Source organism: Pedobacter sp. ASV1-7, assembly GCF_040203335.1.
GTDB lineage: Bacteria > Bacteroidota > Bacteroidia > Sphingobacteriales > Sphingobacteriaceae > Pedobacter.
Genome location: NZ_JBEHBV010000001.1, coordinates 995,998 through 1,020,203 on the forward strand (window position 1 = coordinate 995,998; position 24,206 = coordinate 1,020,203).

20 protein-coding genes are annotated in these 24,206 nt (G+C 37.1%); 12 read left to right on the top strand and 8 right to left on the bottom strand.

What is annotated here, in order from left to right; genetic code table 11:
* Positions 1-7 precede the first annotated feature (7 nt).
* From ABDJ41_RS04275 to ABDJ41_RS04310, 8 genes are all read left to right on the top strand, one after another.
* Positions 8-1,378 (top strand): glycoside hydrolase family 32 protein, encoded by a 1,371-nt coding sequence (locus tag ABDJ41_RS04275; RefSeq protein ID WP_349784505.1) that lies wholly within the window; start codon positions 8-10, stop codon positions 1,376-1,378.
* 84 nt (positions 1,379-1,462) lie between these two features.
* Positions 1,463-2,734, top strand: coding sequence for a glycoside hydrolase family 88 protein (locus ABDJ41_RS04280; RefSeq protein WP_349784506.1), 1,272 nt, complete (start codon positions 1,463-1,465; stop codon positions 2,732-2,734).
* 8 nt (positions 2,735-2,742) lie between these two features.
* Positions 2,743-5,169: a polysaccharide lyase family 8 super-sandwich domain-containing protein gene (locus ABDJ41_RS04285; protein WP_349784507.1), complete on the top strand. Its 2,427-nt coding sequence runs from the start codon at positions 2,743-2,745 to the stop codon at positions 5,167-5,169.
* Between the two features lie 64 nt (positions 5,170-5,233).
* Positions 5,234-6,085, top strand: a complete 852-nt coding sequence (locus ABDJ41_RS04290) for a helix-turn-helix domain-containing protein (RefSeq protein WP_349784508.1) — start codon at positions 5,234-5,236, stop codon at positions 6,083-6,085.
* 68 nt (positions 6,086-6,153) lie between these two features.
* On the top strand, positions 6,154-6,711 hold the full coding sequence (rclC, locus tag ABDJ41_RS04295; protein WP_349784509.1) for a reactive chlorine resistance membrane protein RclC: 558 nt from the start codon (positions 6,154-6,156) through the stop codon (positions 6,709-6,711).
* Positions 6,712-6,923: 212 nt separating this feature from the next.
* Positions 6,924-7,517, top strand: a complete 594-nt coding sequence (locus ABDJ41_RS04300; protein WP_349784510.1) for a TlpA family protein disulfide reductase — start codon at positions 6,924-6,926, stop codon at positions 7,515-7,517.
* A gap of 22 nt (positions 7,518-7,539) precedes the next feature.
* Complete coding sequence (locus tag ABDJ41_RS04305) at positions 7,540-9,801, top strand: response regulator (RefSeq protein ID WP_349784511.1); 2,262 nt, start codon at positions 7,540-7,542, stop codon at positions 9,799-9,801.
* 62 nt (positions 9,802-9,863) lie between these two features.
* Entirely contained in the window at positions 9,864-12,275 is a 2,412-nt protein-coding gene (locus tag ABDJ41_RS04310; RefSeq protein ID WP_349784512.1) for a glycoside hydrolase family 3 N-terminal domain-containing protein, read from the top strand.
* Between the two features lie 215 nt (positions 12,276-12,490).
* Here the strand turns inward: ABDJ41_RS04310 and ABDJ41_RS04315 are convergent, their stop codons facing one another.
* Both ABDJ41_RS04315 and ABDJ41_RS04320 read right to left on the bottom strand, forming a co-directional pair.
* The gene (locus ABDJ41_RS04315) at positions 12,491-13,018 is read right to left on the bottom strand and encodes a ferritin (protein ID WP_349784513.1); all 528 of its coding nucleotides are present in this window, start codon (positions 13,016-13,018) and stop codon (positions 12,491-12,493) included.
* A gap of 112 nt (positions 13,019-13,130) precedes the next feature.
* The gene (locus ABDJ41_RS04320; RefSeq protein ID WP_349784514.1) at positions 13,131-13,496 is read right to left on the bottom strand and encodes a hypothetical protein; all 366 of its coding nucleotides are present in this window, start codon (positions 13,494-13,496) and stop codon (positions 13,131-13,133) included.
* Between the two features lie 312 nt (positions 13,497-13,808).
* Here ABDJ41_RS04320 and ABDJ41_RS04325 point away from each other — a divergent pair, with 312 nt between their 5' ends.
* The 3 genes from ABDJ41_RS04325 to ABDJ41_RS04335 are packed head-to-tail and all read left to right on the top strand — an operon-like array spanning position 13,809 to position 16,395.
* On the top strand, positions 13,809-14,618 hold the full coding sequence (locus ABDJ41_RS04325) for an MlaE family ABC transporter permease (RefSeq protein ID WP_349784516.1): 810 nt from the start codon (positions 13,809-13,811) through the stop codon (positions 14,616-14,618).
* A 5-nt stretch (positions 14,619-14,623) separates the two neighbouring features.
* A complete protein-coding gene (locus ABDJ41_RS04330) occupies positions 14,624-15,397 on the top strand; it encodes an ABC transporter ATP-binding protein (protein ID WP_349784517.1) in 774 nt (257 codons plus the stop codon).
* 5 nt (positions 15,398-15,402) lie between these two features.
* Complete coding sequence (locus ABDJ41_RS04335) at positions 15,403-16,395, top strand: MlaD family protein (protein ID WP_349784518.1); 993 nt, start codon at positions 15,403-15,405, stop codon at positions 16,393-16,395.
* 213 nt (positions 16,396-16,608) lie between these two features.
* Here ABDJ41_RS04335 and ABDJ41_RS04340 read toward each other — a convergent pair whose 3' ends face one another.
* Positions 16,609-17,730, bottom strand: a complete 1,122-nt coding sequence (locus ABDJ41_RS04340; protein ID WP_349784519.1) for a lipid II:glycine glycyltransferase FemX — start codon at positions 17,728-17,730, stop codon at positions 16,609-16,611.
* An 80-nt stretch (positions 17,731-17,810) separates the two neighbouring features.
* On the bottom strand, positions 17,811-18,410 hold the full coding sequence (locus tag ABDJ41_RS04345; RefSeq protein ID WP_349784520.1) for a thymidine kinase: 600 nt from the start codon (positions 18,408-18,410) through the stop codon (positions 17,811-17,813).
* A 98-nt stretch (positions 18,411-18,508) separates the two neighbouring features.
* Between ABDJ41_RS04345 and ABDJ41_RS04350 the strand changes: the two genes are divergently transcribed.
* The gene (locus ABDJ41_RS04350; RefSeq protein WP_349784521.1) at positions 18,509-19,585 is read left to right on the top strand and encodes a DUF8457 domain-containing protein; all 1,077 of its coding nucleotides are present in this window, start codon (positions 18,509-18,511) and stop codon (positions 19,583-19,585) included.
* Here ABDJ41_RS04350 and rodA read toward each other — a convergent pair.
* From rodA to mreC, 4 genes are read right to left on the bottom strand one after another with little or no spacing between them, the layout of a single operon-like run.
* Complete coding sequence (gene rodA, locus ABDJ41_RS04355; protein ID WP_502930327.1) at positions 19,578-20,843, bottom strand: rod shape-determining protein RodA; 1,266 nt, start codon at positions 20,841-20,843, stop codon at positions 19,578-19,580. The two genes, ABDJ41_RS04350 and rodA, sit on opposite strands and share 8 nt — an antisense overlap.
* Positions 20,843-22,789, bottom strand: coding sequence for a penicillin-binding protein 2 (mrdA, locus tag ABDJ41_RS04360; RefSeq protein WP_349784524.1), 1,947 nt, complete (start codon positions 22,787-22,789; stop codon positions 20,843-20,845). Before mrdA ends, rodA begins: the two co-directional genes overlap by 1 nt.
* Entirely contained in the window at positions 22,789-23,304 is a 516-nt protein-coding gene (locus tag ABDJ41_RS04365; protein ID WP_349784525.1) for a rod shape-determining protein MreD, read from the bottom strand. Before ABDJ41_RS04365 ends, mrdA begins: the two co-directional genes overlap by 1 nt.
* Positions 23,297-24,133, bottom strand: a complete 837-nt coding sequence (gene mreC, locus ABDJ41_RS04370; RefSeq protein ID WP_349784527.1) for a rod shape-determining protein MreC — start codon at positions 24,131-24,133, stop codon at positions 23,297-23,299. The genes ABDJ41_RS04365 and mreC overlap by 8 nt, the downstream gene beginning before the upstream one ends.
* Positions 24,134-24,206: the final 73 nt, after the last annotated feature.

Genomic DNA, 24,206 nt, shown 5'->3' on the forward strand with positions numbered 1-24,206 from the left:
GGGAAAAATGGCATTAAAGTACTTAATGGTAGCTATTGCTTTGAGTTTTGTGATGGTAACGAACTCCTTTTCACAAGACAAGGAAAGGTTAACTTTTAATGAAATTTACAGGCCACAATTCCATTTTACAGCACCTATGAATTGGATAAATGATCCTTGTGGACTTATTTACTATAAAGGAGTTTATCATTTGTTTTATCAATATAACCCGGTTTCAACTGCCCCACATTGGAGTACAGGTACACAGCCTTATTGGGGCTATGCAAAAAGTACAGATCTTATACATTGGGAACAGATGCCCATCACAGATATTAAAAGTGGCACTGGAAGTGGATTAGTTGATTACGGAAATCAATCAGGTTTGGGGAGTGGGAAAGAAGATGTTATCGTGCTTTTTTATAGAGGGCATTTAAGCTATAGTACAGACGAGATGAAAAGCTGGAAAACTAAAAAACTTTCTGGCGTTAATGGTCCGGATCCGTATGTTTTTAAGGATGCCAAAAAAGGGAAATGGGTAATGATTACGTTCAACTATCCTGAAAAAAGACACGAGTTCTTAATGTATGAGTCCGATAATCTTGTTGACTGGAAGCTTATCAGTAAAAATGACTCACTTGGATTTTTTGAATGCCCGGTGATGGTTGAACTTCAGATTGAAGGGGAGAAAGAGAAAAAGATGATTTATTATTCTGGAGATGGCGATTATTACATAGGTAATTTTGACGGTAAGGATTTTATAATTGAAGAAGGCAAGTATAAAATGGATTGGGGTGGAAACTTTTATGCATCTCAGGTTTGGAAAGGTAGTGCCAGCAATCCTGATAGAGTAACAAATATTGCCTGGTTAAATGGAACTGCATTTCCAAATATGCCATTTAGTCAACAGCTTTCTTTCCCTTCTGAACTTACTTTAAAAAATGTTACAGAGGGGTTGCGTGTTTGTCGAAACCCGGTAAAAGAGATCCAAAAGTTACATGATGGTCTGTTGTTTTCTGGCGAAAACATCGTTATAAAGCCAAAGGAAAACTTATTAAAAGATGTTTCAGGTGAATTGTTGGATATACAACTTGGATTGGAAATAAATAAAGAAACTGACATTAGTTTTAAAATCAGGGGAAAGGAAATTAAATATATCGGTGCAACAAAAGAGATAAGTGTAGGAAAAGTTAAAGCACCGGTTAAGCTTGAAAAGGGGAATTTGAATTTGCGAATTCTTGTTGACAGAGGCTCGATGGAAATTTTTGCAGATAAGGGACAGGTTGTATTATCTTCTCTATTTACGCCTGATGTTAAAAATAAAACTTTATCAATGGAGACGATAAGGACTTCGACAAGAATAAATTCATTGAATATTTATGGCCTGAAAACAATGTACTAATATTATTGAATGATGTTTTAGAACGGTCTTATTACTAATGTAAACGAAAAGAAAAATTTTTGAAATTAATATAACGTATAAATTATGGGATTTAGAATGAGGGTAAGAAACTCGTATTTTAGAAAAGGGGTGTTGATCGCAGCATCAGGGTTGGCGATGTTAATACCTGCATTGTGTGTAGGTCAGACAAATTTTATAAAGAATGACTTTACAGTTGCAGAAAAACAATATCGCAATTTGCTGAAAACTTCAACGGATATTACACAATTCCCGCGTACTACCAATAAAGATGGATCAGTAAGAAGTACCGATGTTTGGGATTGGACTCAAGGATTCTTTGCCGGTGGTTTATGGTATATTTATGAATATACTGGAAAACCTGAATGGAAATCTGCTGCTACGAAATGGACAGAAGCATTAGAACAAGCTCAGTTTTTAACACAGCATCATGACGTTGGTTTTGTAATGTACTGTTCTTATGGAAACGCAATCAGGTTTGAAAAAGATCCTAAGAAATTAGAATTGTATCATAAAATTCTTATTCAGTCTGCCGAATCCGCTTTAACACGCTTTGATCCTAAAGTGGGTTTGATTAAATCATGGAACACTAAAGCTTCATGGGACAAAAAAACAACCTGGAAATTTCCTGTGATTATTGATAATATGATGAACCTGGAGATGTTATGTTATGTCTCTAAATTGACTGGCAATCCAAAGTATAAAGAAGTTGCTATAAGTCATGCTTTAAATACGATGAAGTATCATTTCAGACCTGACTTTAGCACTTATCATGTGGTAGATTATGCTCCTGACGGTAAGGTCTTGCATCAACAAACTAATCAAGGGTATTCGGATAACTCTACCTGGGCCAGGGGACAGGGATGGGCTATTTATGGCTTCACCATGATGTATAGAGAAACTAAAGACAAACGATTCTTAAATGCAGCGCAAAAAGCGGCTGATTTTTATATCAATCACCCTAATTTGCCCAAAGATAAAATTCCATATTGGGACTTTAATGCTGAGCAGAAAGGTTATAAGCCTGATTTCGATTACAATGCGAATAAACTTTCTTACATTCCTCGTGATGCTTCTGCGGGATCTTTGACTGCTTCAGGTTTATTGGAGTTAAGTACTTTCGCGAAAGATGGTAAGAAGTATTTTACTCAGGCTGAATTGATGCTTAAATCTTTATCAGGAAATGGGTATCTGGCAAAACCAGGGACAAATGGAGGTTTCATCTTGAAACATTCTGTTGGTAGTTTACCTCATAAGTCGGAAATCGATGTGCCGTTGATTTATGCTGATTATTACTTTTTAGAGGCCTTATTAAGATATCAGAAAATTAAAGGGTAATCGTCAAAATGAAGGTTAAAATTATTCTATTCCTGATCAATCTATTTTTGATTTCAAATACGATCAAAGCTCAAGATAAAGCTGAGGGATGTAAGCCCGTATTTAATTTTGATCTCCCAATTACGACTGCAACAATTTCAGAGATAAATGATTTAAAGAATATCCGTAAAAGTTTGTCAGATCAATTTTTAGGAACAACCGCTCCTACAGAAGCGCAATTAAATACAGCGATTGGTCAATATGATGCCTTAGATATTATTGTTACAGGAAATACTATAGTGGGAACACCTGTAACAAAAATTGATCAGATTAATTTTTTAACTACGTTCGCTAAATATCTGAAATTTAACCCTGATGATACCAATATCAGCGAGAAAGCTGTGAATGCAATCTGGTTTTTGTCAAACCAGATTTGTAATACAAAAGGTAGATCTGTTTTAACGTTTTATAACTATGTAAAACTTGCTCGTCCTGCAATATATTTAAACAACTATCTTCCAGACAATGTGAAAGCATTATTTGGCTATACACTGTATCAGGAGACAGATTCATTTAAATATCTTTTTGATGCAAATTACGACTTTAGTACTACGCAAAGTAATGGAGCGATCAGTACAGATATCATGTATTTAGATTTAGATGTAATGTTTGCCTATGCAGACTGGTTCAGCACTAATGATGAAAAGATACGATATCTGAAGACAGTTAAAAGATTTCTTGATCGGTTTTTAATATATACTCATGGACAAAAAGATGGGTTGAAAAAAGATGGTTTAGGAAATCATCATAAAGCTAGTTACGACGGTTATATGTATGCCTTTACTACAGTGTCTGCAGTTATAAAATCTTTAGAAAACACTGGTTTTCAGATCGACAAGCCTTCATATCTTAGATTTAGAGATGCAATTTATGCTCAGGCTATGTATTCCAACGATTCAGGAGTAAAGCCTTTCGCAATGGCGGGAAGAAATCCCCAGACTAAAAATACTTCCTTATCCTCACAAACCTTAGCTAATATGGCCATATCAGGTGGAAAAATTTTAGGGTTGACAGGTGCCGATCCAATTTTAGCAGGGGTGTATAACAGAAAGTTTGGTGTTAACAAGAAGTTTAATTACAACATAGTAACGCCATTTGAAGAAGGGTTCATTCAATTTAATTATGGAAACTTTGGAATCTATAGAAAGGGTAATTGGATCGCATCAATGAAAGGGCAGTCAGATGTGCTATGGGGCTCTGAAATCTATGTAACTCAAAATAGATTTGGAAGATATCAATCTTATGGAGCACTAGAAATTATATACCCTGGAGATAGCGAAAAAGGAAATGGACATAGTCTTATAGGTTGGGACTGGAATTACAATCCGGGAACAACGACCATTGTATTACCTTGGGAGAAGTTACATGCTGAAAGGGGACGTGTTGATGAATACAATACTTATGGTTTTGCAGGTGCTGTAACCTTAACCCAGTTAAATAAAGGAGTTTTATCTAATACTACAGGGCAATCTGGATTATTCGCATTGAAGTTTAAAGAGCGCAATAATTTAGGTTTCGGAGCTACCCATGGCCCAATTACTCATAATGGTAGCTTTGAGTTTACTAAAGCCTATTTTGCTATAGATGATTATATTATTTGTTTGGGTAGTGGCATCAAGAATGACGATAAGGTTAATCATACTGTGACTACACTGTTTCAAAGATTAAATAACAATTCAAATAACGTTTTTGTAAACGGAGAAAAAGCCAATCAAAGTGCAGCATCTTTTGTTGAGAGCCAGGCCAATTGGATAATTGATAATTACAATACCGGGTATTACATTCTTCCAAATTCGGGAGTTTTAAAAATTAAAAATTCTACTCAAACAACACCTTATCAGGATCAGGTTGTGCCAACGGAGGCCACTATCGCTGGTAATAAATCAAATGATTATCGTTTGGCTTATCTTGATCATGGAAATGCACCTGCAAATAATTCATATGAATTCGTGTGTATCCCCTCGGCAAATACTAAGAAAATGGCTGAATTTTCCCGGTTAATGCAATCACCTCAGGATAAGCCCTATGTTGTTTATCAAAACACGATTAATCAACAGATAATTGAGTATAAGCCCGCTAAAACATGGGCGTATGCTTTGCCTTCTGCTAATACCAAGATTAATAATGGACTGATTAAATCAAATGATCAACCTTGTTTGGTGATGTATAAAGGTCTAAATCCGGATTTTACTAAAATTGTTCTTTCTGTTAGCAATCCTGATTTAGGAGCTTCCCCTTCAACGCCGAAGGTAATTACGTTAATATTAAAGAATAAATGGGATTTGTTGAAGTCAAATCCTAATGCCAATATTATTTCATCAACTGCAGCTGAAACAATAATTCAGTTTACAACTGCTGATGGACTTCCTGTTGAAATAGAAGCAAGGATATTATAATTAGGGTGGCTGGCATGGGTGAATGCTTGGCTGCCCTTTTTATTTGGTATATTGTGGCCTGAAAATGAAGCAGGAAAAACACGATCTATTTAAAAATTGCTCCGTTGAGGAGATCAGTTTCGGTGCTGAAAATGTTCAGCTGTCTGATCCTTTTTATCATATATTTCTTTTTAAAGGTACCGGGAGTGTAAATGTTGATTTTACAGATTATGAATTTTCAGGAAACATTGTATTGTTTACAACACCTTATCAGACCATTCAATTTAAGGCCGCTCAACAAATACCCGCACGTACCTTACTTTTTCACGGTGATTTTTATTGCATAGAGTACCATAAGCAGGAGGTGGCTTGTAATGGCTTGTTGTTTAATAATATTTATGATCAGCCTTTCATTGTATTGAACAATGAAGAATTTTCTGAAATGCATGGCCTTTTTGATAAGCTTGCTGCTGAACTTCGTTTCAGGGATAGTTATTCTCAGGCAGTAGTGAGGGCTTACTTACAGCTAATGCTAGCCTTAAGTAGTAAGGTGAAAAAGGCCGGGTCATTCTCTTCTGATGATGAGGTTTTGAAACATCCGATCAGGAGGTTCAAGACTCTGCTGGAGCTACATTTTAAGCGAGAAAGATCCCCGTCATTTTATGCAGCACAGTTGGGAGTAGCACCGAATACATTCTCAAAACAATGTGCGACATACTTTGTGAAGTCGCCATCACAGCTGATACATGAAAGGGTTATTCTGGAAGCTAAAAAACTAATTCATCTTACCCGCAAGAGTATGAAAGAGATTGCAGCTGAACTAAATTTTGATGATGAAAATTATTTTAGCCGCTACTTTAAAAAGCATGCAAATGTTACACCAACAAAATTTAGAGAAGATGTTGGTATATCTGTCGTGGCAGATTTGTCCAGATAATATCCATATTCGTCCATTGCGCATAAAAGTACTATTGTTCAATTTTGTAAATAAAAAATTGAATATATATGTTGACCCTTTTAGCAAATTCTCAAAGACAGTTTTTTAATTTCATGCGAATCGCAATCTTCGTGGTAATGGCTTGGATTGGCGGATTAAAAGCTTTTCAATATGAAGCAGATGGTATTGTGCCATTTGTGGCAAATAGCCCTGTAATGAGCTTCTTTTATAATGAACCCTCTTCAGAATATAAAAAGCATAAAAATAAAGAAGGAGAAGTAGTAGAAAAAAACATACAATGGCACCAAAAGAATGGTACCTATGTGTTTTCATATGGTTTGGGAACGGTAATCGTTATTATTGGATTGATTACACTGGCTGGGATTTTTAATGATCGCTTAGGTCTTGCTGGTGGATTGTTGACTTTTGGAATGTCACTTGTTACACTTAGTTTCTTGATCACAACACCAGAAACCTGGGTGCCAGACCTGGGGGGAGCTGAACATGGTTTTCCTTATCTTTCTGGTGCTGGTCGTTTAGTCATAAAGGATATCATTATGATGGCAGGAGGATTGTTGATAGCTTCTGATAGTGCGCAGCGTATGCTCAAAGTTAAGGCAGGTTAATGGTGAAGACTTAAATTTTTTTGACTGTTGGTTCGGTCCCAACTTGGGCCACTGCTTAAAAAGCCGTTTTTCTGAAAAGAAGAACGGCTTTTGTTTTGTGAGCAAAGAGGAGTCTGGAAACATCAAATAAATTTTATATTTCCTTCCTTTTAATATAATAAATACCGTTATTGGTTCTACAAACAGAACCTGCTATTACTTTACATTTCAATATGAAAAAAGCTTTAGTGTTTTTTTGGCTGATATTTTTGTTTTCTGCAATTGGATATCTCTTTTGGTACAACGATATCATTTACCAGTTGCCAACTCCAATTCCTAAAGACTATAAATCAATTGAGACAGGAAGCTTGATCGTTTTTAAGCATGCTTTGAACAATAACCATGGTAAACCTGTTTTTCTACATTTTTTTAATCCAGACTGCCCCTGTTCACGATTTAATATGAAGCATTTTAAATCACTGGTTAAAGAATATGGAGATCGCATTGATTTCAGAGTGGTAGTATTGAGTCCAAAATCTTTTACTGCAGAAAGCATTCAAAATAAGTTTGGGCTCCAGATCCCTATTCTATTTGATGAAACCCTTGCCACGGCTTGTGGTGTGTATTCTACCCCTCAGGCAGTTTTACTAGATCAAGAGCAACGGTTATATTATAGGGGAAATTATAACACCACTCGTTATTGTGTTGATGAAAAAACCAGCTTCGCAAAAATAGCGCTGAATGGTTTGTTGAAAAAGCAAACCGATCTGGTTTTCAGTGAGGCAGCACTAAAATCCTATGGTTGTACTTTGCCAGACTGCAAATGATAATTTTTGAACTGATTTAAAAATGATTTCGAATAATCATATAACTATTTCTGATAGCCAGAACCGCTTACTATTTTTAGGCATTAAGCAAAGAACGGATCGTTTAATGAATTACTTCTTATGGGGATACTTCCTTGTCGGGCTAATCTTTGCACAATTTTATGATACCTGGTTAATTGCATTTGGAGTAGGTGGTCTTTCTTTGCTGGCTTATTATTCTGCGAAGTTTTTTTTACCATCGTCCAATCTTTATCAATACGTTTTAAGTGCAGTGCTGGGTGTGTTTATGGCACAATTCATTTACCAGATGCATGGTTTATTCGAAATGCATTTCTTTGCCTTTATTGGAAGTACGCTGCTAATCACCTATGAGAAATGGAAGCTACAGTTACCTATCCTCATTGTAGTGATGGTCCATCATGCGGTATTTGGTTATATGCAAAATAGTGGGGTGAACGAAATCTATTTTACACGGTTGGATAATTTTGATTTACAGACTTTTATAATTCATATATTGCTTGCCGACATGATCTTTTTTATCTGTGGATTATGGGCTTACTTACTAAGGAAATCTAATGAAAGGCAGGTTGTGCAGACCTTAGAAATGGCCGAACTACAAAAAGAAGCTCAGCTATCATCGATTCGGCAGCAGAATGAACTGGTATTGGAAAAAGCGAATAAGAAACTTAAAGCAGCTAATTTAGAATTGGAAAAAGCCAGAGCTGATGCCGATCGGGCCAATAAGGCAAAAAGCATCTTTCTGGCTAACATGAGCCATGAGATCCGTACCCCTATGAATGGTGTAATGGGGATGGCGATGCTTTTAAAGGAAACTGACTTGAATAAAGAGCAGTATATGTTTGCAGATGTGATTGCGAATAGCGGCGAAGCATTGATTAATGTGATCAACGATATACTGGACTTTTCTAAAATAGAATCAGGCCATATGGAATTGGAACCTGATGATTTTAACTTGCGTAAATGTATTGAAGATGTCCTTGATATATTTGCAGTGAAATCTGCTGAACTTCAGCTGGATTTAGTTTATCATATTGATGAAGAGGTTCCTTCGCAAATTTTGGGAGATCAGCTACGACTGCGTCAGGTATTGATTAATTTGGTCGGAAATTCTATGAAATTCACTGAACGAGGTGAAGTTTTTGTAAAGGTTTCTATGGGGAATAATTTACAAAATGGAGAGTTCGAATTGAAATTTGCAGTACGTGATACAGGTATTGGAATAGCGGCCGATAAATTGGATAATTTGTTCAGCGCTTTTTCGCAGGTTGATTCTTCTACAACCCGTAAGTATGGAGGTACTGGGCTGGGGCTCGCAATCTCAGAAAGAATTGTAAAGCTTATGGGTGGCGAAATTAATGTTGAAAGTGAGCTGGATCAGGGATCGACTTTCTCATTTATGGTACGTATGCAGATTGGGACTAAATTACTATTGCCATATCCCAATTTCAGCATGACTGAACATGTTGGCAAAAAGGTAATGGTTGTTGATGATAATGCTACGAACCGGACTATTTTAAATAAACAGCTCGGATATTGGAACTTACAATCTATATCGGCCAATTCGGCTAAACAGGCATTATCAATGCTGTCGCTTGATCCGGCAATTGACTTAGTGATTACAGATATGCAAATGCCCGGAATGGATGGTGTAATGTTAGCCAGGTTGATTAAACAACGCTATCCATTTATTCCGATCCTTTTGCTTAGTTCCATTGGCGAAGAATTTGAAGAGAGTCAGCGTGGTTTGTTTTATTCGGTTATGACAAAGCCTATCCGCCAGCATGTTCTTAGTAAACAAATCTCAAATGCATTGCAAACAACAAAACATGCAGAAATAGAAGAAGAGACATTTCGTAAAAACTTGTCTGCTGATTTTTCAACAAAATATCCATGCAAATTGCTGGTCGCAGAGGATAAAATGATAAACCAGTTGGTAATTGTTAATATACTTGATCGATTAGGTTATAAGCCCGACCTGGTGAGAAATGGAAAAGAAGCCATTGATGCTGTTAATGAAAAACATTATGACATTGTCTTAATGGATGTGCAAATGCCATTAATGGGTGGTCTGGAGGCAACTCGACTGATCAGAAGAAATCAATCCAAACAACCAGTTATTATTGCTTTAACAGCAAATGTACTAAGTGGTGATGAACAAGATTGTTTAGATGCTGGTATGGACGATTATATTGGTAAACCCATTCGTCTGGAAGACTTGATGGATAAACTTGAAAAATGGTATAAGCCAAAATGGTTGATCTAAAAGCCAACTTATATAGGGGCTAATGAATTAATTTAGCCTTCTACATATTTTAGGAATAATACATGATGAAACAAGGAGGCATTGTATTAGCGGTCTTGCTGTTGGTAGGTACAGTCGCAAATGCACAGAAAAAAAGTATTTACCATAAAGGCTGGGTAGATTTCAACAAGAATGGTAAAATAGATGTTTTCGAAGATCCTTCAAAACCTATTGATGCAAGGGTCAATGACCTGCTTAGCCAGATGAATATTGATGAAAAAACTTGTCAGACAGCCACACTCTACGGTTATGGGAGAGTGTTGAAAGATGAAATGCCAACTACGGAATGGAAGACAAAAATATGGAAAGATGGAATCGCTAATATTGACGAACAGTTAAATAGTCTGCCTTATAATAAGAAAGCTGAAACTCAGTACTCATTTCCATATAGTAAACATGCTAATGCCATCAATACTGTTCAAAAATGGTTTGTTGAAGAAACACGCATGGGTATTCCGGTAGATTTTACCAATGAGGGAATCCATGGTTTATGTCACGATCGGGCAACTCCTTTTCCTGCTCCTGTGAATATAGGAAGTACCTGGAACAAGGAGCTGGTCTATCGGGCAGGAAGTACTGTTGGACGTGAAGCAAGGGTATTAGGGTACACCAACGTGTATGCGCCGATTCTTGATGTAGCCAGAGATCCGAGATGGGGTAGGGTGGTAGAATGCTATGCAGAAGATCCTTTTTTGATTGCTGAACTGGGTAAACAAATGACACTGGGTATACAGGATCAAGGTGTTGCTGCTACATTAAAGCATTATGCAGTATATAGTGTGCCTAAAGGTGGTCGCGACGGACAAGCACGTACTGATCCGCATGTTGCACCAAGGGAGATGCATGAAATGTTTCTGTACCCTTTTAAACGGGTTATTCAGGAAGCTAAACCAATGGGTATCATGAGTAGCTATAACGATTGGGATGGAGAACCAATTACAGGTAGTTATTATTTTTTGACTGAGTTATTGCGTAAACAATATGGATTTAATGGCTATGTGGTTTCAGACAGTGAGGCGGTTGAATTCCTTTCTGGTAAACATCATGTTGCGGAAGATTATAAAGAAGCGGTTAGGCAATCTATAGAAGCGGGCTTAAATGTACGTACTCATTTTACTATGCCCGAGAATTTTATTCTTCCCTTAAGGGAATTGGTAAATGAAGGTGCTGTATCTATGAAAACGCTGGATGAACGGGTAGGGGATGTGCTAAGAGTGAAATTTAAATTAGGACTATTTGATGATCCTTATGTGAAATCTCCAGCAGAGGCAGATCGGAAAGTTAATACTAAAGCTGATCAGGAGATGGCTCTCCAACTGAACAGAGAGTCTATGGTGCTATTGAAAAATGAAAAGAATCTGTTGCCTTTAAACATTAATAATTATAAGAATATATTAGTGACCGGACCGTTGGCGACTGAGGTAGATTATACGACGAGCAGATATGGCCCTTCTAATAATCCCATTACCTCTATTTTGGATGGGATTAAGACTTTCGTAGGAAAGAAAGCAAATGTGAGTTATAGCAAAGGTTGTGAAGTAATTGATGCAACATGGCCGGAGAGTGAAATTATACCTACAGTATTAACAAAAAAGGAACAGGAACAAATTGATCTGGCTGTTGCTGAAGCAAAAAATGTAGATGTTGTTATTGCTGTAGTGGGAGAAACAGATAAGCAGGTTGGAGAGAGTAAATCAAGGACAGGATTAAATTTGCCTGGTCGGCAATTATTGCTTTTACAGGCTCTGCATGCGACTGGAAAGCCAATAGTTATGGTAATGGTAAATGGACGACCTTTAACCATCAATTGGGAAAATCGCTATCTGCCAGCAATTTTACAAGCTGGTTTCCCTGGCCCATCGGCAGGAAAAGTGGTTGCAGAAACTTTGTTCGGAGAAAATAATCCCGGAGGTAAATTAACCATGACTTATCCAAAATCTATTGGACAGATTGAACTTAATTTCCCTTTTAAACAAGGTTCTCAGGCTGCACAGGGAAAGAAAGATGATCCTAATGGTAACGGTACAACAAGAGTGCTTGGAGCATTGTATCCATTTGGTTATGGATTGAGCTATACAAGTTTTGACTATACTAACCTGCAGCTAAGCGCAAAAGAAGTTCGCCAGCAGGCAGCAGTAGATGTAAGTGTAGATGTAAAAAATACAGGCTCGCGTAAAGGTGATGAAGTTGTTCAGTTATATTTAAAAGATGTAGTAAGTAGTGTGACTACCTACGAATCTGTTTTAAGAGGATTTGAACGGGTAAGCCTTGCACCAGGAGAAACAAAGACAGTGAAATTTAGTTTAAAACCTGACGACCTGGCTATCCTCGATAAAAATATGAACTGGACAGTTGAACCAGGGAAATTTATAGTGATGATAGGCAGTTCGTCAGAAGACATCAAACTGAAAAAAGAATTTACAGTAATAAAGTAGCAGGATTAACCATTGGGGCAGTTTTTACAACGCTTTCCTTCCTTATACTTTTCACAGCATTCCTTTTTCTTTTTGTCCTTTTTCTTCTTTTTATCTTTTTTCTTTGACATGGCCTGTGCGGAATAATCATAAAACAAAAAAAAGCACTTACTGTTTTGCTTTTTGCAGGAGTAAGTGCTTTTTATAATATGGCCGGAATACCGGAACTATTGGTATTAAGCTTCTTCGTATTTAATCTGACCAACATGTTTGTCAATCTGCCATCTGCCAGTTCCCTCTTCACCAATAACGTCAAACAATTCTAGTGCTCTTCTAGCTTTGTATTCTTCTTCTCTTTGTTCTTTAAAGAACCAGTTTAAGAATTCGATAGTTACAAAGTCTTGTTCTTTATAGCAACGTGCAGCAATGTTTTTGATAGATTGGGTAACTGCAATTTCCTGCTCTAAAGCCTCTTCAAAAACCTCACGGAATGAATTGTATTCAGCTTTAACATTAGTAATTTCAGGAGAAATTGAATTACCACCCATGTCTAAAACATATTTAAAGAATTTCAATTGGTGTTGTCTTTCTTCTTCTGCTTGTTTAAAGAAATAATCCGCAGAAAAGTCATAACCATTACGGTTACACCATGAAGCCATTGATAAATATATTGCTGAGGAATGAGCTTCTTTTTTTATTTGTTGATTAATAAGTGTCTCTACATCTGAGGAGAGTAAACACTTAACACGCATAATATCTTTCATTGTATATATGTATTAAGTTCAATTGTTCGTATTTCTTAATACAAAAATACTGCTAACTATTTAAAATAGTGAAAATAAGGTTAATATGGAAAGAATCTAATTCTAGTAAGAATTAGATAATGATGCGATGTAAACGATCGTAAATAATATGATTTAATTCTAACATCACGAAGGTTCCCTGTAGTAACTCTTTTAAAGCTATGATTTCCAATAAAGATAGCACATAGCAATGGTCACAGGCACAGATAAAGATAATTTCAACATCCGGAGACTTTTCACTGTTTAACAGGATGCCTTCAATATCAATATTATAAACTGCCTTCTTTAGTTTTAAAATATTACGGTAATCAAAACTCGCTAGCTTCCCTGCAAAATCAATATACCAGCAATTCTCAGCGTCAGACTGATAAATAGAACCTGATTTAGTGCTAAACACTTCAACAAAATCGATAGCTGGTTGAATGGTTAAATCTTGCATATTAAAAACTGATTGGCACAAAGGTGATTATTATTTAGATTTATTCCAAATCAAACTGTATTATTTTTAATTATTATCAATTAATTGCTTTTTTTTACTGACTTTTGGAGCTGTTTTGTCAGTCTGATGCAGGCGTAATCATTCTAAATAAAAGCTAAACACCTTTCTAATTAGAAAATTGCATTGTATTTGTACTGCAAGAACTAACTTTACAGAATTATGGCTCAAGGTTTGCTTCAGTCGTTACCGACGAGAAAGAGCCTTGTGTTTTTAATACCTCTAAGAGACAATTTATGAAATTAAGCCTTATTCATGGAGAACAAAGCTGAAAATATATCCATACCAGAAGAAGAAGTAAAGGGGCCAGGAAAACTGGCTCGTATGTTTTTGACTTTATACGATGTTTATAAATTCATAGCACGCTTTTTTAAAGAAGGTTTTCTTCCTCCTTATGAATGGAAAGAATTATTCAGACAATGTTATGAGATCGGTTATCGTTCCGCATTGCTGATTTCTACCACTGGATTTATTACTGGTATAGTATTTACTAAACAATCGCGTCCATCACTATCTGAGTTTGGAGCGACATCATGGTTGCCTTCATTAGTGGGAATCGCCTTACTTAGAACGCTGGCTCCTCTGCTAACGGGACTAATCGCTGCTGGTAAAGTGGGTTCAAGTATTGGTGCTGAATTGGGGTCCATGCGGGTTACCGAGCAGATAGATGCTATGGAAGTTTCAGCTACTAACCCTTTTAAATTTTTAGTCACCACCCGTGTTCTGGCTGCAACGATTACCATTCCAATTCTTACTTTTTATACGGCAATGGTTGGAATGCTGGGCGCTTTACTGAATGTTTCTTTAAGTGAGGGGACTAGTGCGAAAGCATTTTTTCAATCTTCATTAGAACAGATCACTTTTCTTGATATCACAGCTTCAACGATTAAAGCTGTATTATTTGGGTTTACAATAGGTATGGTAGGTTGTTATCAAGGGTATAATTCATCAAAAGGAACTGAAGGTGTAGGTAAAGCCGCAAATTCAGCTGTAGTTATTGCGATGTTCCTTATCTTCATTGAAGAGGTGGTCTCCGTACAGTTTTTTGGATTATTTAGAGGCTAAGCATTATGATGGAAGTAAAACCTGTACTTAAAAATACCGAAAAGGTAATTGAAATTAAAGGCTTGAAGAAGTCGTTCGGAAATTATCATGTGCTTAAAGGAGTAGACCTTGACCTATTTAAAGGAGAAAACCTGGTGGTACTCGGGAAATCGGGTACAGGGAAATCGGTATTGATAAAAATCATTGTAGGTTTGCTTACCCCTGATGCAGGGATGGTGAAAGTGCTGGACCAGTATGTAGATCAGATCTCTTATAAAGAATTATTAAGTCTCAGATTAAAGGTCGGTTTCTCCTTCCAGAATAGTGCCTTGTATGATAGTATGACGGTAAGAGGGAACCTCGAGTTTCCACTGGTGAGAAATCAAAGAAACCTGACTAAAGCTGAGGTAAATATGGCGGTAGAGGAAATGCTGGACGCTGTAGGACTGTTACAGACAATTAACCAGATGCCTTCAGAGTTATCGGGCGGACAAAGAAAAAGAATTGGTATTGCCAGAACTTTGATCTTACGACCAGAAATTATGCTCTATGATGAACCAACTGCAGGTTTGGATCCTATTACCTGCTTAGAAATAAATAACCTGATTAATGAAGTGCAACAGCGCTTTCATACCAGTTCTATTGTGATTACGCACGATTTAACTTGTGCTAAAGCAGTTGGCAACAGGGTAGCAATGCTTTTGGATGGACAGTTCCAGCGTATCGGTCCATTTGAAGATGTATTTAACACAAGCGACGAAAGGGTGAAACCTTTTTATGATTATAATTTTATTCAATAATATATATGCAAGCAACAGACAACCGTAAACAGATAACAGTAGGGGTATTTATACTTCTGGGACTGGTGATATTCGTTTTAGGGGTATTCACTTTAGGGAGCCAGAGGAAAGCCTTTGTAAAGAGCTTTACTGTAAATGCTGTCTTCAATGATATACAGGGGTTGAAAGCCGGAAATAATGTGTGGTTCTCGGGTGTGAAAATCGGAACCATCAAAAAGATTCAGTTTTATGGGATTTCTCAGGTTCAGGTTTTTATGAATATTGAAGAGGATGCTCATAAGTATATTCATAAGAATGCATCAGCTAGTATTAGCTCCGACGGATTGATAGGAAACAAAATTGTGGTAATTACCGGCGGTAGCACTAAATTCCCTTTTGTAGAGGATGGTGATCAACTACAGGTTGCAAACACGCTTTCTACTGATGATATCATGAAGACTTTTCAGGTGAATAATAAAAACCTTGTTGATGTAACTTCTGATTTTAAAGTGTTGGCAAAGAATCTTGTGGATGGTAAGGGGACTGCAGGTGCACTTCTTGCTGATGAGCAGGTTGCTAATAATTTTAAAGCAATTGTTGAGAATTTGAAAACAACGACTGCCTCTGCAAATAAAATGGCAGCCGAAATGACTGCTTTCTCTAAAACATTGAATACGAAAGGTGGCCTGGCAGATAAAATGATGACGGATACAGCAGTGTTTGCACAGTTGGAAAGGTCTATTAATGAACTGCAAAAAACAGCTGCCTCGGCATCAGCAATGACAGATAATCTGAATAAAGCTACAGCTAAATTTAATCAGACAGATAATGCTGTAGGTTTATTGATCAATGATCAGAAAACTGCAGATCAGGTGAAAGGAATTATGCATAACCTGGAAACTAGCAGCAAGAAGTTAGATGAGAATATGGAAGCATTGCAGCATAACTTTCTGTTGAGAGGTTTCTTTAAGAAGAAAGCTAAAGCAGAAGCAAAGGCGGAAGCGGAAGCTCAAAAATAACCGTTCTCTTGATCGCTGGAACCTTTTGCCCTGAAGGAGGACAAAATTTTCCTATGCTCTTCAGAGAAGGTGATTTTTGTTTTAGCAGGATGCATATAGCATGTCGTATATTGCACTTTGAAATAAAAATTACCTTCTCTGAGCCGGCATAGGCAATTTTCCCTTCAGAAAAAGGTGCCAGACGGAGAAGAGAATGGTTATTTTTAACTTTCATTAGAGGTGGTAGCCCTGACTTTGCATTTCTGCTGCGATAAATCTGTTATATTGCTCGAGATTCAGGGGGTAGTCCCAACATCCCATTCTATGATAAAGCTCACCACCGAATCCTGTTTTGAATTTATATAAACCATAAAGAGGATGTGAAGGTTCTGCGCGAGGTGCAACGCCGAAAAAGTCATATTCCATACAGCCGCGTTCCTTAGCGATTTTCATTGCTTCCCACTGTAGTGCATAGGTCGCCATGTAGTTTCTGTTTGAAGATGAGGAAGCACCATATAGATAAGTACCGCGGTTGCCTGATATCACCAGGAACATTGCTGCTAAAGGCGTTCCATCAAGATCTGCAAGTAACAGTTCAACATCTGCCGGCGATGCTGTGTTTTCAGCGCGTGCTGTTAAAACTGTTTTAAAATAGCTGATGTCATTGATGTGGATTCTGTTTCTTTGTGCTGTTTCCTGGTATAGCGCATACCAGATATGTAGATTTTCCATACCTACCTTTTTAACATTCACGCCCTTTCGGTAAGATAGATTAATGTTATACCTCGTTTTAGGCTTCATATCCTGTAGGATTTGATCATTGTTTTTTTGAAGATCTAAAAAAATAGTATTAGAAGGTAAGATATCCGAGTTTGCTTTTCGGAGGTTCCAGTTTACCGTATCGAAATTAAAACGAAACTCCTGGTATTTCTTTTCTGGAGGGCCATTCCAGTTACCAAGTTCATCAAAGCTATCACTTTCTTTAGCCCAATGAGATTCCCAGGCCAGATCATATCTGATTAAAATGCACTTTGATGGTAGATAGTTTCTTAAAGATTCCGACAACTCTTCCAGAAATTTACCTTGATGTTCTTCATTAGGCTCTATTTCAGGTCCATAAGGTACATAGGCCACAGAATATTCATTATCCAGCGGTTGGAGTAATACAAGGAAATCCGCGTATGTATAAGTGTTTTTTAAAGCATTGCCGAAAATGTTTTCATCTTCAACTTTAAAATTAAATGCTTCTGATTGTAAACCCTGCTTAGTTTTTACTTCAGACCAAAAAGCAGTTTGTTGTATAATAGCTGTTTCGTAAACTTCTTTGATGTCTTTTTTCTCAATAACAATATTCATCTCAATTTGCTCAACCTGCAAAGGACTGCAATTTTAATATGAGAAGCCAATAATAAACAATCTATGGCACGATTATGATATTAGGATAGAAAGGGTGTTTCGATAATATCGCCAAGATGATAGCAATGACGGCAACGTGGTTCATAGCTGTCTTTTTCTCCTAAAAGAACTCTATTTGCATTAGCAACAGTCCGGTAAGAATATATTGCCGGACTTCCACACCGAACGCACACCGCATTAACTTTTGTAACCAGTTCAGCAATGGCCATTAAAGCAGGGACAGGCCCGAATGGTTTACCCATAAAATCCATATCCAGACCGGCAACAATCACCCTTATTCCTTTTTTTGCAAGCTGGTTACATACTTCGGGTAAGTTGTCATCAAAGAACTGGGCTTCATCAATACCCACAACCTGAGTATCCGCTTTTAAAAGTAAAATAGCTGTTGAACTGTCAACAGGTGTAGATTCAATGGAATTCAGATCATGTGAAACTACAGCCGTTTCATCGTAGCGGGTGTCTGTTTTAGGTTTGAAGATTTCAATATTTAACTTAGCAATCTGTGCACGTCTTAATCTTCGTAGCAATTCTTCCGTTTTACCCGAAAACATAGAGCCGCAAATTACTTCAATGCTGCCGCAATACTCTCCTCTTCTGTAATTTTGTTCGCTGAATAACATGCTTAATAGGATTTAAGAGCCTGCTAATATCAGAATTTTGTAGTACTTTTGAAGGTCAAGTTACTAACATAAAAAATCAATTTTTCCGTTATTAAATTATGATGAACCAAGAGGGTATTTTCAAAAAAGTAGGCCAAATATTAAATGAACTTCAAGATCAGTATGATTTTTTAGCACGTAATCCGGGTCAGCTCAATGATTTGGAACTGGAGTTGTTCCTTGCAAATGCAAACTTTTTATCAGATCATGTTCAAATCGTAAAGAAATTTAATAGCAATAAACCTCTAAAAGAACTTTCTGAACATAGCGAAGATCAATCGGAGGTTACAGCTGTAACTGAAATTGAGCCTGTGGTCCTGAACGAAGTATTTGAAACCAAAAAAGACCATGAGCATCTGGAAGTTGCAAAACCGGAAGAAGAAGTTATAATGGTGAAAGAAAAGACACTTGAAGAACTCGAAGCCGAATATGCAGCAAATGAACTGCAATCTGTAAATAAAGAGGAAGAAACAGAAAGTTCTCCGGAGCCGCTAAAGTTTGAGTTTTTAATGAATGATAATGTTGAAGATGATAAGTTTGAATTTGAACAACAATCAGTTGAAACTATTTTCGACAGACCTTTAAGTAAGGAAGAAGAAGAGATTATTGCTGAAAAAAAGAGATTAAGAGAGCAATCAACAGAAGTTCAGAATCACCAGATTAACGAAGTAGCTGAAGAAGAGGAAATTCATGAGCAAATAGTTATAAGTCCGGAATTGAATCCCCTGCAAGCATTCCAAAGGGCTGAACAAGTGGAAGAGAATAAAGAAGAAAAGATAAGTATACAAGTAGTTGAATCAGATCAGACACACGTAAGACCTACATTAAATGATTTGCTGGCGAGCAAAAGCCAGGTGTCAAATACCCTGAATGAAGATAATCATAACAAGGCTAAAATAACCGATCTGAAACAGGCGATTAATCTGAATGAAAAATTGCTTTATATTAAAGATTTGTTTAATGGTTATAACCTGGCTTATGCAGAAGCCATTGAACTCATCAATAAAATGCCTGATTTTAAATCTGCAGACAATTTTTTACGGAATAACTACGCTGTAAAAAACAATTGGGCAGATAAGCAAAGTACGGTAGATAAGTTTTATGATTTATTAAATCAACGCTTCGAGGCTAAATAAAGCCCATTCTGTTTGAATCTAGTTTCAGAAAGATAAACAATAACACGGTGAAGCTCCATAAAGAGGAGCCACCGTAACTGATAAAGGGTAATGGGATACCAATTACAGGGACAATGCCAATAGTCATTCCAATATTGATGAATACGTGGAAAAAGATTATACAGGCAACACAATATCCATAGACCCGGGAAAATGTAGAACGTTGTCGCTCTGCAAGGTTAATGATTCTGAGTAGTAAGAATATGTATAAGGCAATAACTACGAAGCAACCAACAAACCCCCATTCTTCACCTATGGTTGAAAAAATAAAGTCTGTACTTTGTTCAGGCACATAGCCGTACTTGGTTTGTGTACCCTCTAAAAAGCCTCGTCCGGTAAGTTGACCAGAGCCAATGGCAATCTTAGATTGGTTTACATTATATCCAGCTCCTTTTGGATCTGTTTTAAGGCCCAGAATCAATTCAATACGTGTCCGTTGGTGTGGTTGTAGTATATTTTCGAATATGAGCTTAGCAATGAATAAATAGCCAATAGCCGAAAGCGTAATAATGCCAATGGTAATCATCCGGCGTTGTTTCTTCCTATTGAAATAAATGAACAAGCCTCCTAATGCTATAATTAGTGAAATAAGCAGCCAGGAAGTAAGATAAAGATTCAGGATAAATAAAACCACCATTCCCCAAAATATAATGAGCAGATAGCCAGGTAAGCCCTCACGGTATAAGGGGAACATGAAAGAAAGGAAGACAAGCATTGACCCCGCATCTGGTTGCAACATGATCAGACACATAGGCAGGATAATAATTGCTGCTGCAACTAACACAGGTTTTAAAGTTGTTAGCTTTGGATTAAAGGAACTGATATATCTGGCCATGAGGAGTGCCGTTCCGAATTTTGCCAGTTCAGAAGGTTGCAAACGAAAAGAACCAATAGGAATCCAGGCCTGATTACCCCCAACGTTACGGCCGATAACCAATACAGCTAGCAATAGCAAGATGGTAATCCCATAAATAATGGGAGAAAATATGCTGAAAAATTTGGCATCAAGTAATAAAATGGAAAGTCCCAATACTAAACCTGTGATAATAAAAATGAGCTGTTTACCATAATTGGTGGCAAAGTTGAATGCTGTCGACTCATCTGGATTATAAACAGAAGCAAAAATATTAGCAAAACCAATAGTACATAGTGCTACGTAAATCAGGATTGTAATCCAGTCTACATTAAAGAAAAACCTATTGCTGTTTTGCTGATTGATCATTGTGTAATAGGGATAGGGGGATTGACATTATGATTTTGTTCAATGTGAACCGCAGGAGGAGTTATAGGCTTCGCTGCCGAATCCAGACCTTTTGGTTTTAGCTTAACCTTAGGTTTAGGAAGCTCTGGTAAAATCACCTGCTTTTTCATCCATTCTACCTGGTCCAGTTTGTTTTTAGCGATTGATCCTTTCAAATATTGCTCGGCAATATAGCTGGCCATAGGTGCTGCATAAGTACTTCCATAACCTGCATTTTCAACGATAACTGCTATAGCAATTTTAGGATTGTCCCTTGGTGCAAATCCGATAAATACAGAGTGGTTTTTTCCACGTGGGTTCTGTACAGTACCAGTCTTACCACACATGAGTATACCATCAATTCTTGATCTGATCGCCGTTCCCCATGGTGCATTTACTGCATCTTGCATCCCATCAATTACCGGTTCAAAATGTCTGGCCTCAACATCTACATAGTTCTTTTTTACATATTCCTTTTTGATAACCTTGTTTTTCCCAATTGCCTTAACAAGGTGAGGTTTGATGTAGTAGCCACGATTGGCAATAATGGCCATAATGTTAGCCATCTGTAATGGAGTCGCATCCATTTCCCCCTGACCAATAGCAAGAGAAATCACAGTTCCGTGATTCCAGTATTTACTGTATTTTTTGGAATAATAGGCCGCGTCATATAGTCGTCCGTCCTTTTCTGATGGCAGATCTATTCCTAACTTTTCTCCTAAACCAAATTTTCTAACTTTCTTTTGCCATTCATCATAAGCCACCCGTTGGTTTACATATTTACGTTGTGTGAGTAATTTTTGGAATACATAACAGGCGTAGGTATTACAAGAACGGGCAAGCCCTTTTCTTAAAGCAATATTCCCATCAACATGCTCGCATTTAACGGTATGGCCTCCAACTTTAAAATAACCGGGACAATTAAATGTTGTATTCGGATCAATAACTCCTTCCTGCAAACCAATTAAAGCATCTAAGGGTTTAAATGAAGATCCTGGAGAATAATATCCTTGTATAGGTCTGATGTTAAATACACGATTTGGATTTCCTAACAGGTCCATATAGTTATTTCCCTGGTTCCGGCCAACCATTAAATTGGGGTCGTAACTAGGGCTGCTCACAAAGGCTAGAATTTCTCCTGATGCTGGCTCTATGGCTACAATACTACCGATCTTATTCCGCATCAGGTCTTCTCCCAGTTTCTGAAGCTTGATGTCTAAAGATGAAATGAGGCGTTCTCCAGAAACTGCAGCAGTATCAAATCTACCTTCAGCATAACTACCTTTAGGTACGTTTCTGGCATCATACATCATATTTACCACACCTCTTTCACCTCTTAATAAGGTTTCGTAAGACTTCTCTACTCCAGATTTTCCTATATAATCTCCAGAGCGATAATAACCTTCTGAAATTTTGATATCTTTTGGAGATACTTCTTTGATAAAACCCAGGAAATGAGCTGCTACGCTATCCGGATAATGACGAATGGTTCGACTTTGCACAAAAAAACCAGGAAAGCGCGAAAGTTGCTCAGATAGTTTGGCGTAAACTTGTACAGATAATTGTTTCTCAAAAATACTGGGCTGATACCTTGACTGGCCCAAAGCTTTATTAAAATTTCTTTTAAAGCGCTTCAAGTCAATGTCAATCAAATTGCACAGGGCCATTGTGTCAAATGGTTTTACCTGGTTGGGAATCACCATCAGGTCATAAACGGCTTCATTTTGTGCCAGTGCTTTTTCATTACGGTCAAATATTACTCCACGCGCAGGGAAAGTATAGATTTTACGGAGTACATTACTCTCAGCAGAAATAAAATATTTATCACTCGCTACCTGTATATAAAATAATGTTCCAAGTAAAATTAAAGCAACAACAATGAATAATCCCTGTAAAACATATTTCCTATTAAACAGATTATCCATTAGCGCATTTTTCTATTATAGAATACAAATTCTATAAGTATAACACTAAACAAGGTAAATATAGCGCTAAAAAAGCACCTCAAAAGCGTGTAAGAAAACTCAGCTAATCTGAATGTTTCTAAAAAGAAAAGTACAAGATGATGGGATATGGTACATAGAAAAGCATAGAGGATAAACCATTTAAAGCCCATGTTCCCTAATGTCGGTTCTGGTTCATCAAAGCCATCCCTGTTCATCGTTAATGATATAAAAGATATTCTGACAAAAACCAAGGTAACACATGCTGTGGTATGTACACCTAATGTGTCATAAAAAGCATCCAGCGTTAGGCCAGTAATGAAGGCAATAAGATACAACAGCAGGTTAGGAGTTCCAAAAGGGATCAGCAGTAGAAAAAGGATATAAACAAATGGTGTAGCCAGGTTATAGAAACTCAGGTTCCTTAATAACAGGATCTGAATTAATAGGAGTACAACCCATCTGACGATATTTATCAATACTAATCTGCTATTCATGGGGCAACTTGGCTTCTAATTCTTTTTGTTCGGCTGCATATTTATCAAGGACTACATAAACGTACTGTAAGGTACTGAAATCATTGAAAAGTTTTATTTCTACGGACATGAAGTTGTCTCCTGTGGCTACAGCAGTATTTGTCACAGTTCCCACAGGAATACCTGGAGGGAAGCTTGAAAAGCCTGAAGTAACGATAGTGTCTTTTAGGTTAATTTTGAAATGGTTCGGAATTTCTTTTACAAAAGCTTTTGTAAAATCAGCATTGCCTATGCCCCATACCAATATTCCCAATGCATTGCTTTTTTTTTGGGTAACACTTATTTTGGTGTCTTTATGAAGGAGGGAGCGGACAGTAGCCAGATGCTCGGAAACATCCATTACAAAACCTACCACACCTTGTCCAGGTGAAATTACAGCCATATCAGGAGCAATTCCATCAGCACTACCTTTATTTATGGTGATGACATTATTACGAAGAGTAATGGAGTTTTTAATAACCCTTGCCGACAAGTAAGTATACTGAGGATTATTCAGTGTATCCTTAACAACACCTGTCTTTGCAGAATCAATATTTTTAAGGGCAAGCAATTCGGTTTTTAGCTTTGCATTTTCGGCACCAAGGCTATCATTTACAGGCCCAAGGTTAAGATACTTTTTAAGTACATTCATGTTCTGATAAACATCCCCAACGATTTCATTGGTTGAGTTTACAGTTACACTACGCTGGTAAACATTATTTTTTACAGTCAGGATAATACCTATTGTGAAAAAAATAATGAAAAAGAAAAATGCGTTATATCTGTTTATGAAAATCCAAAGGTTACGCATCTCTTATTATGGGTTATGATTTACGATTTATAAATATAATCTTTATCCATAAATCGCAAATCTATAATCAAAC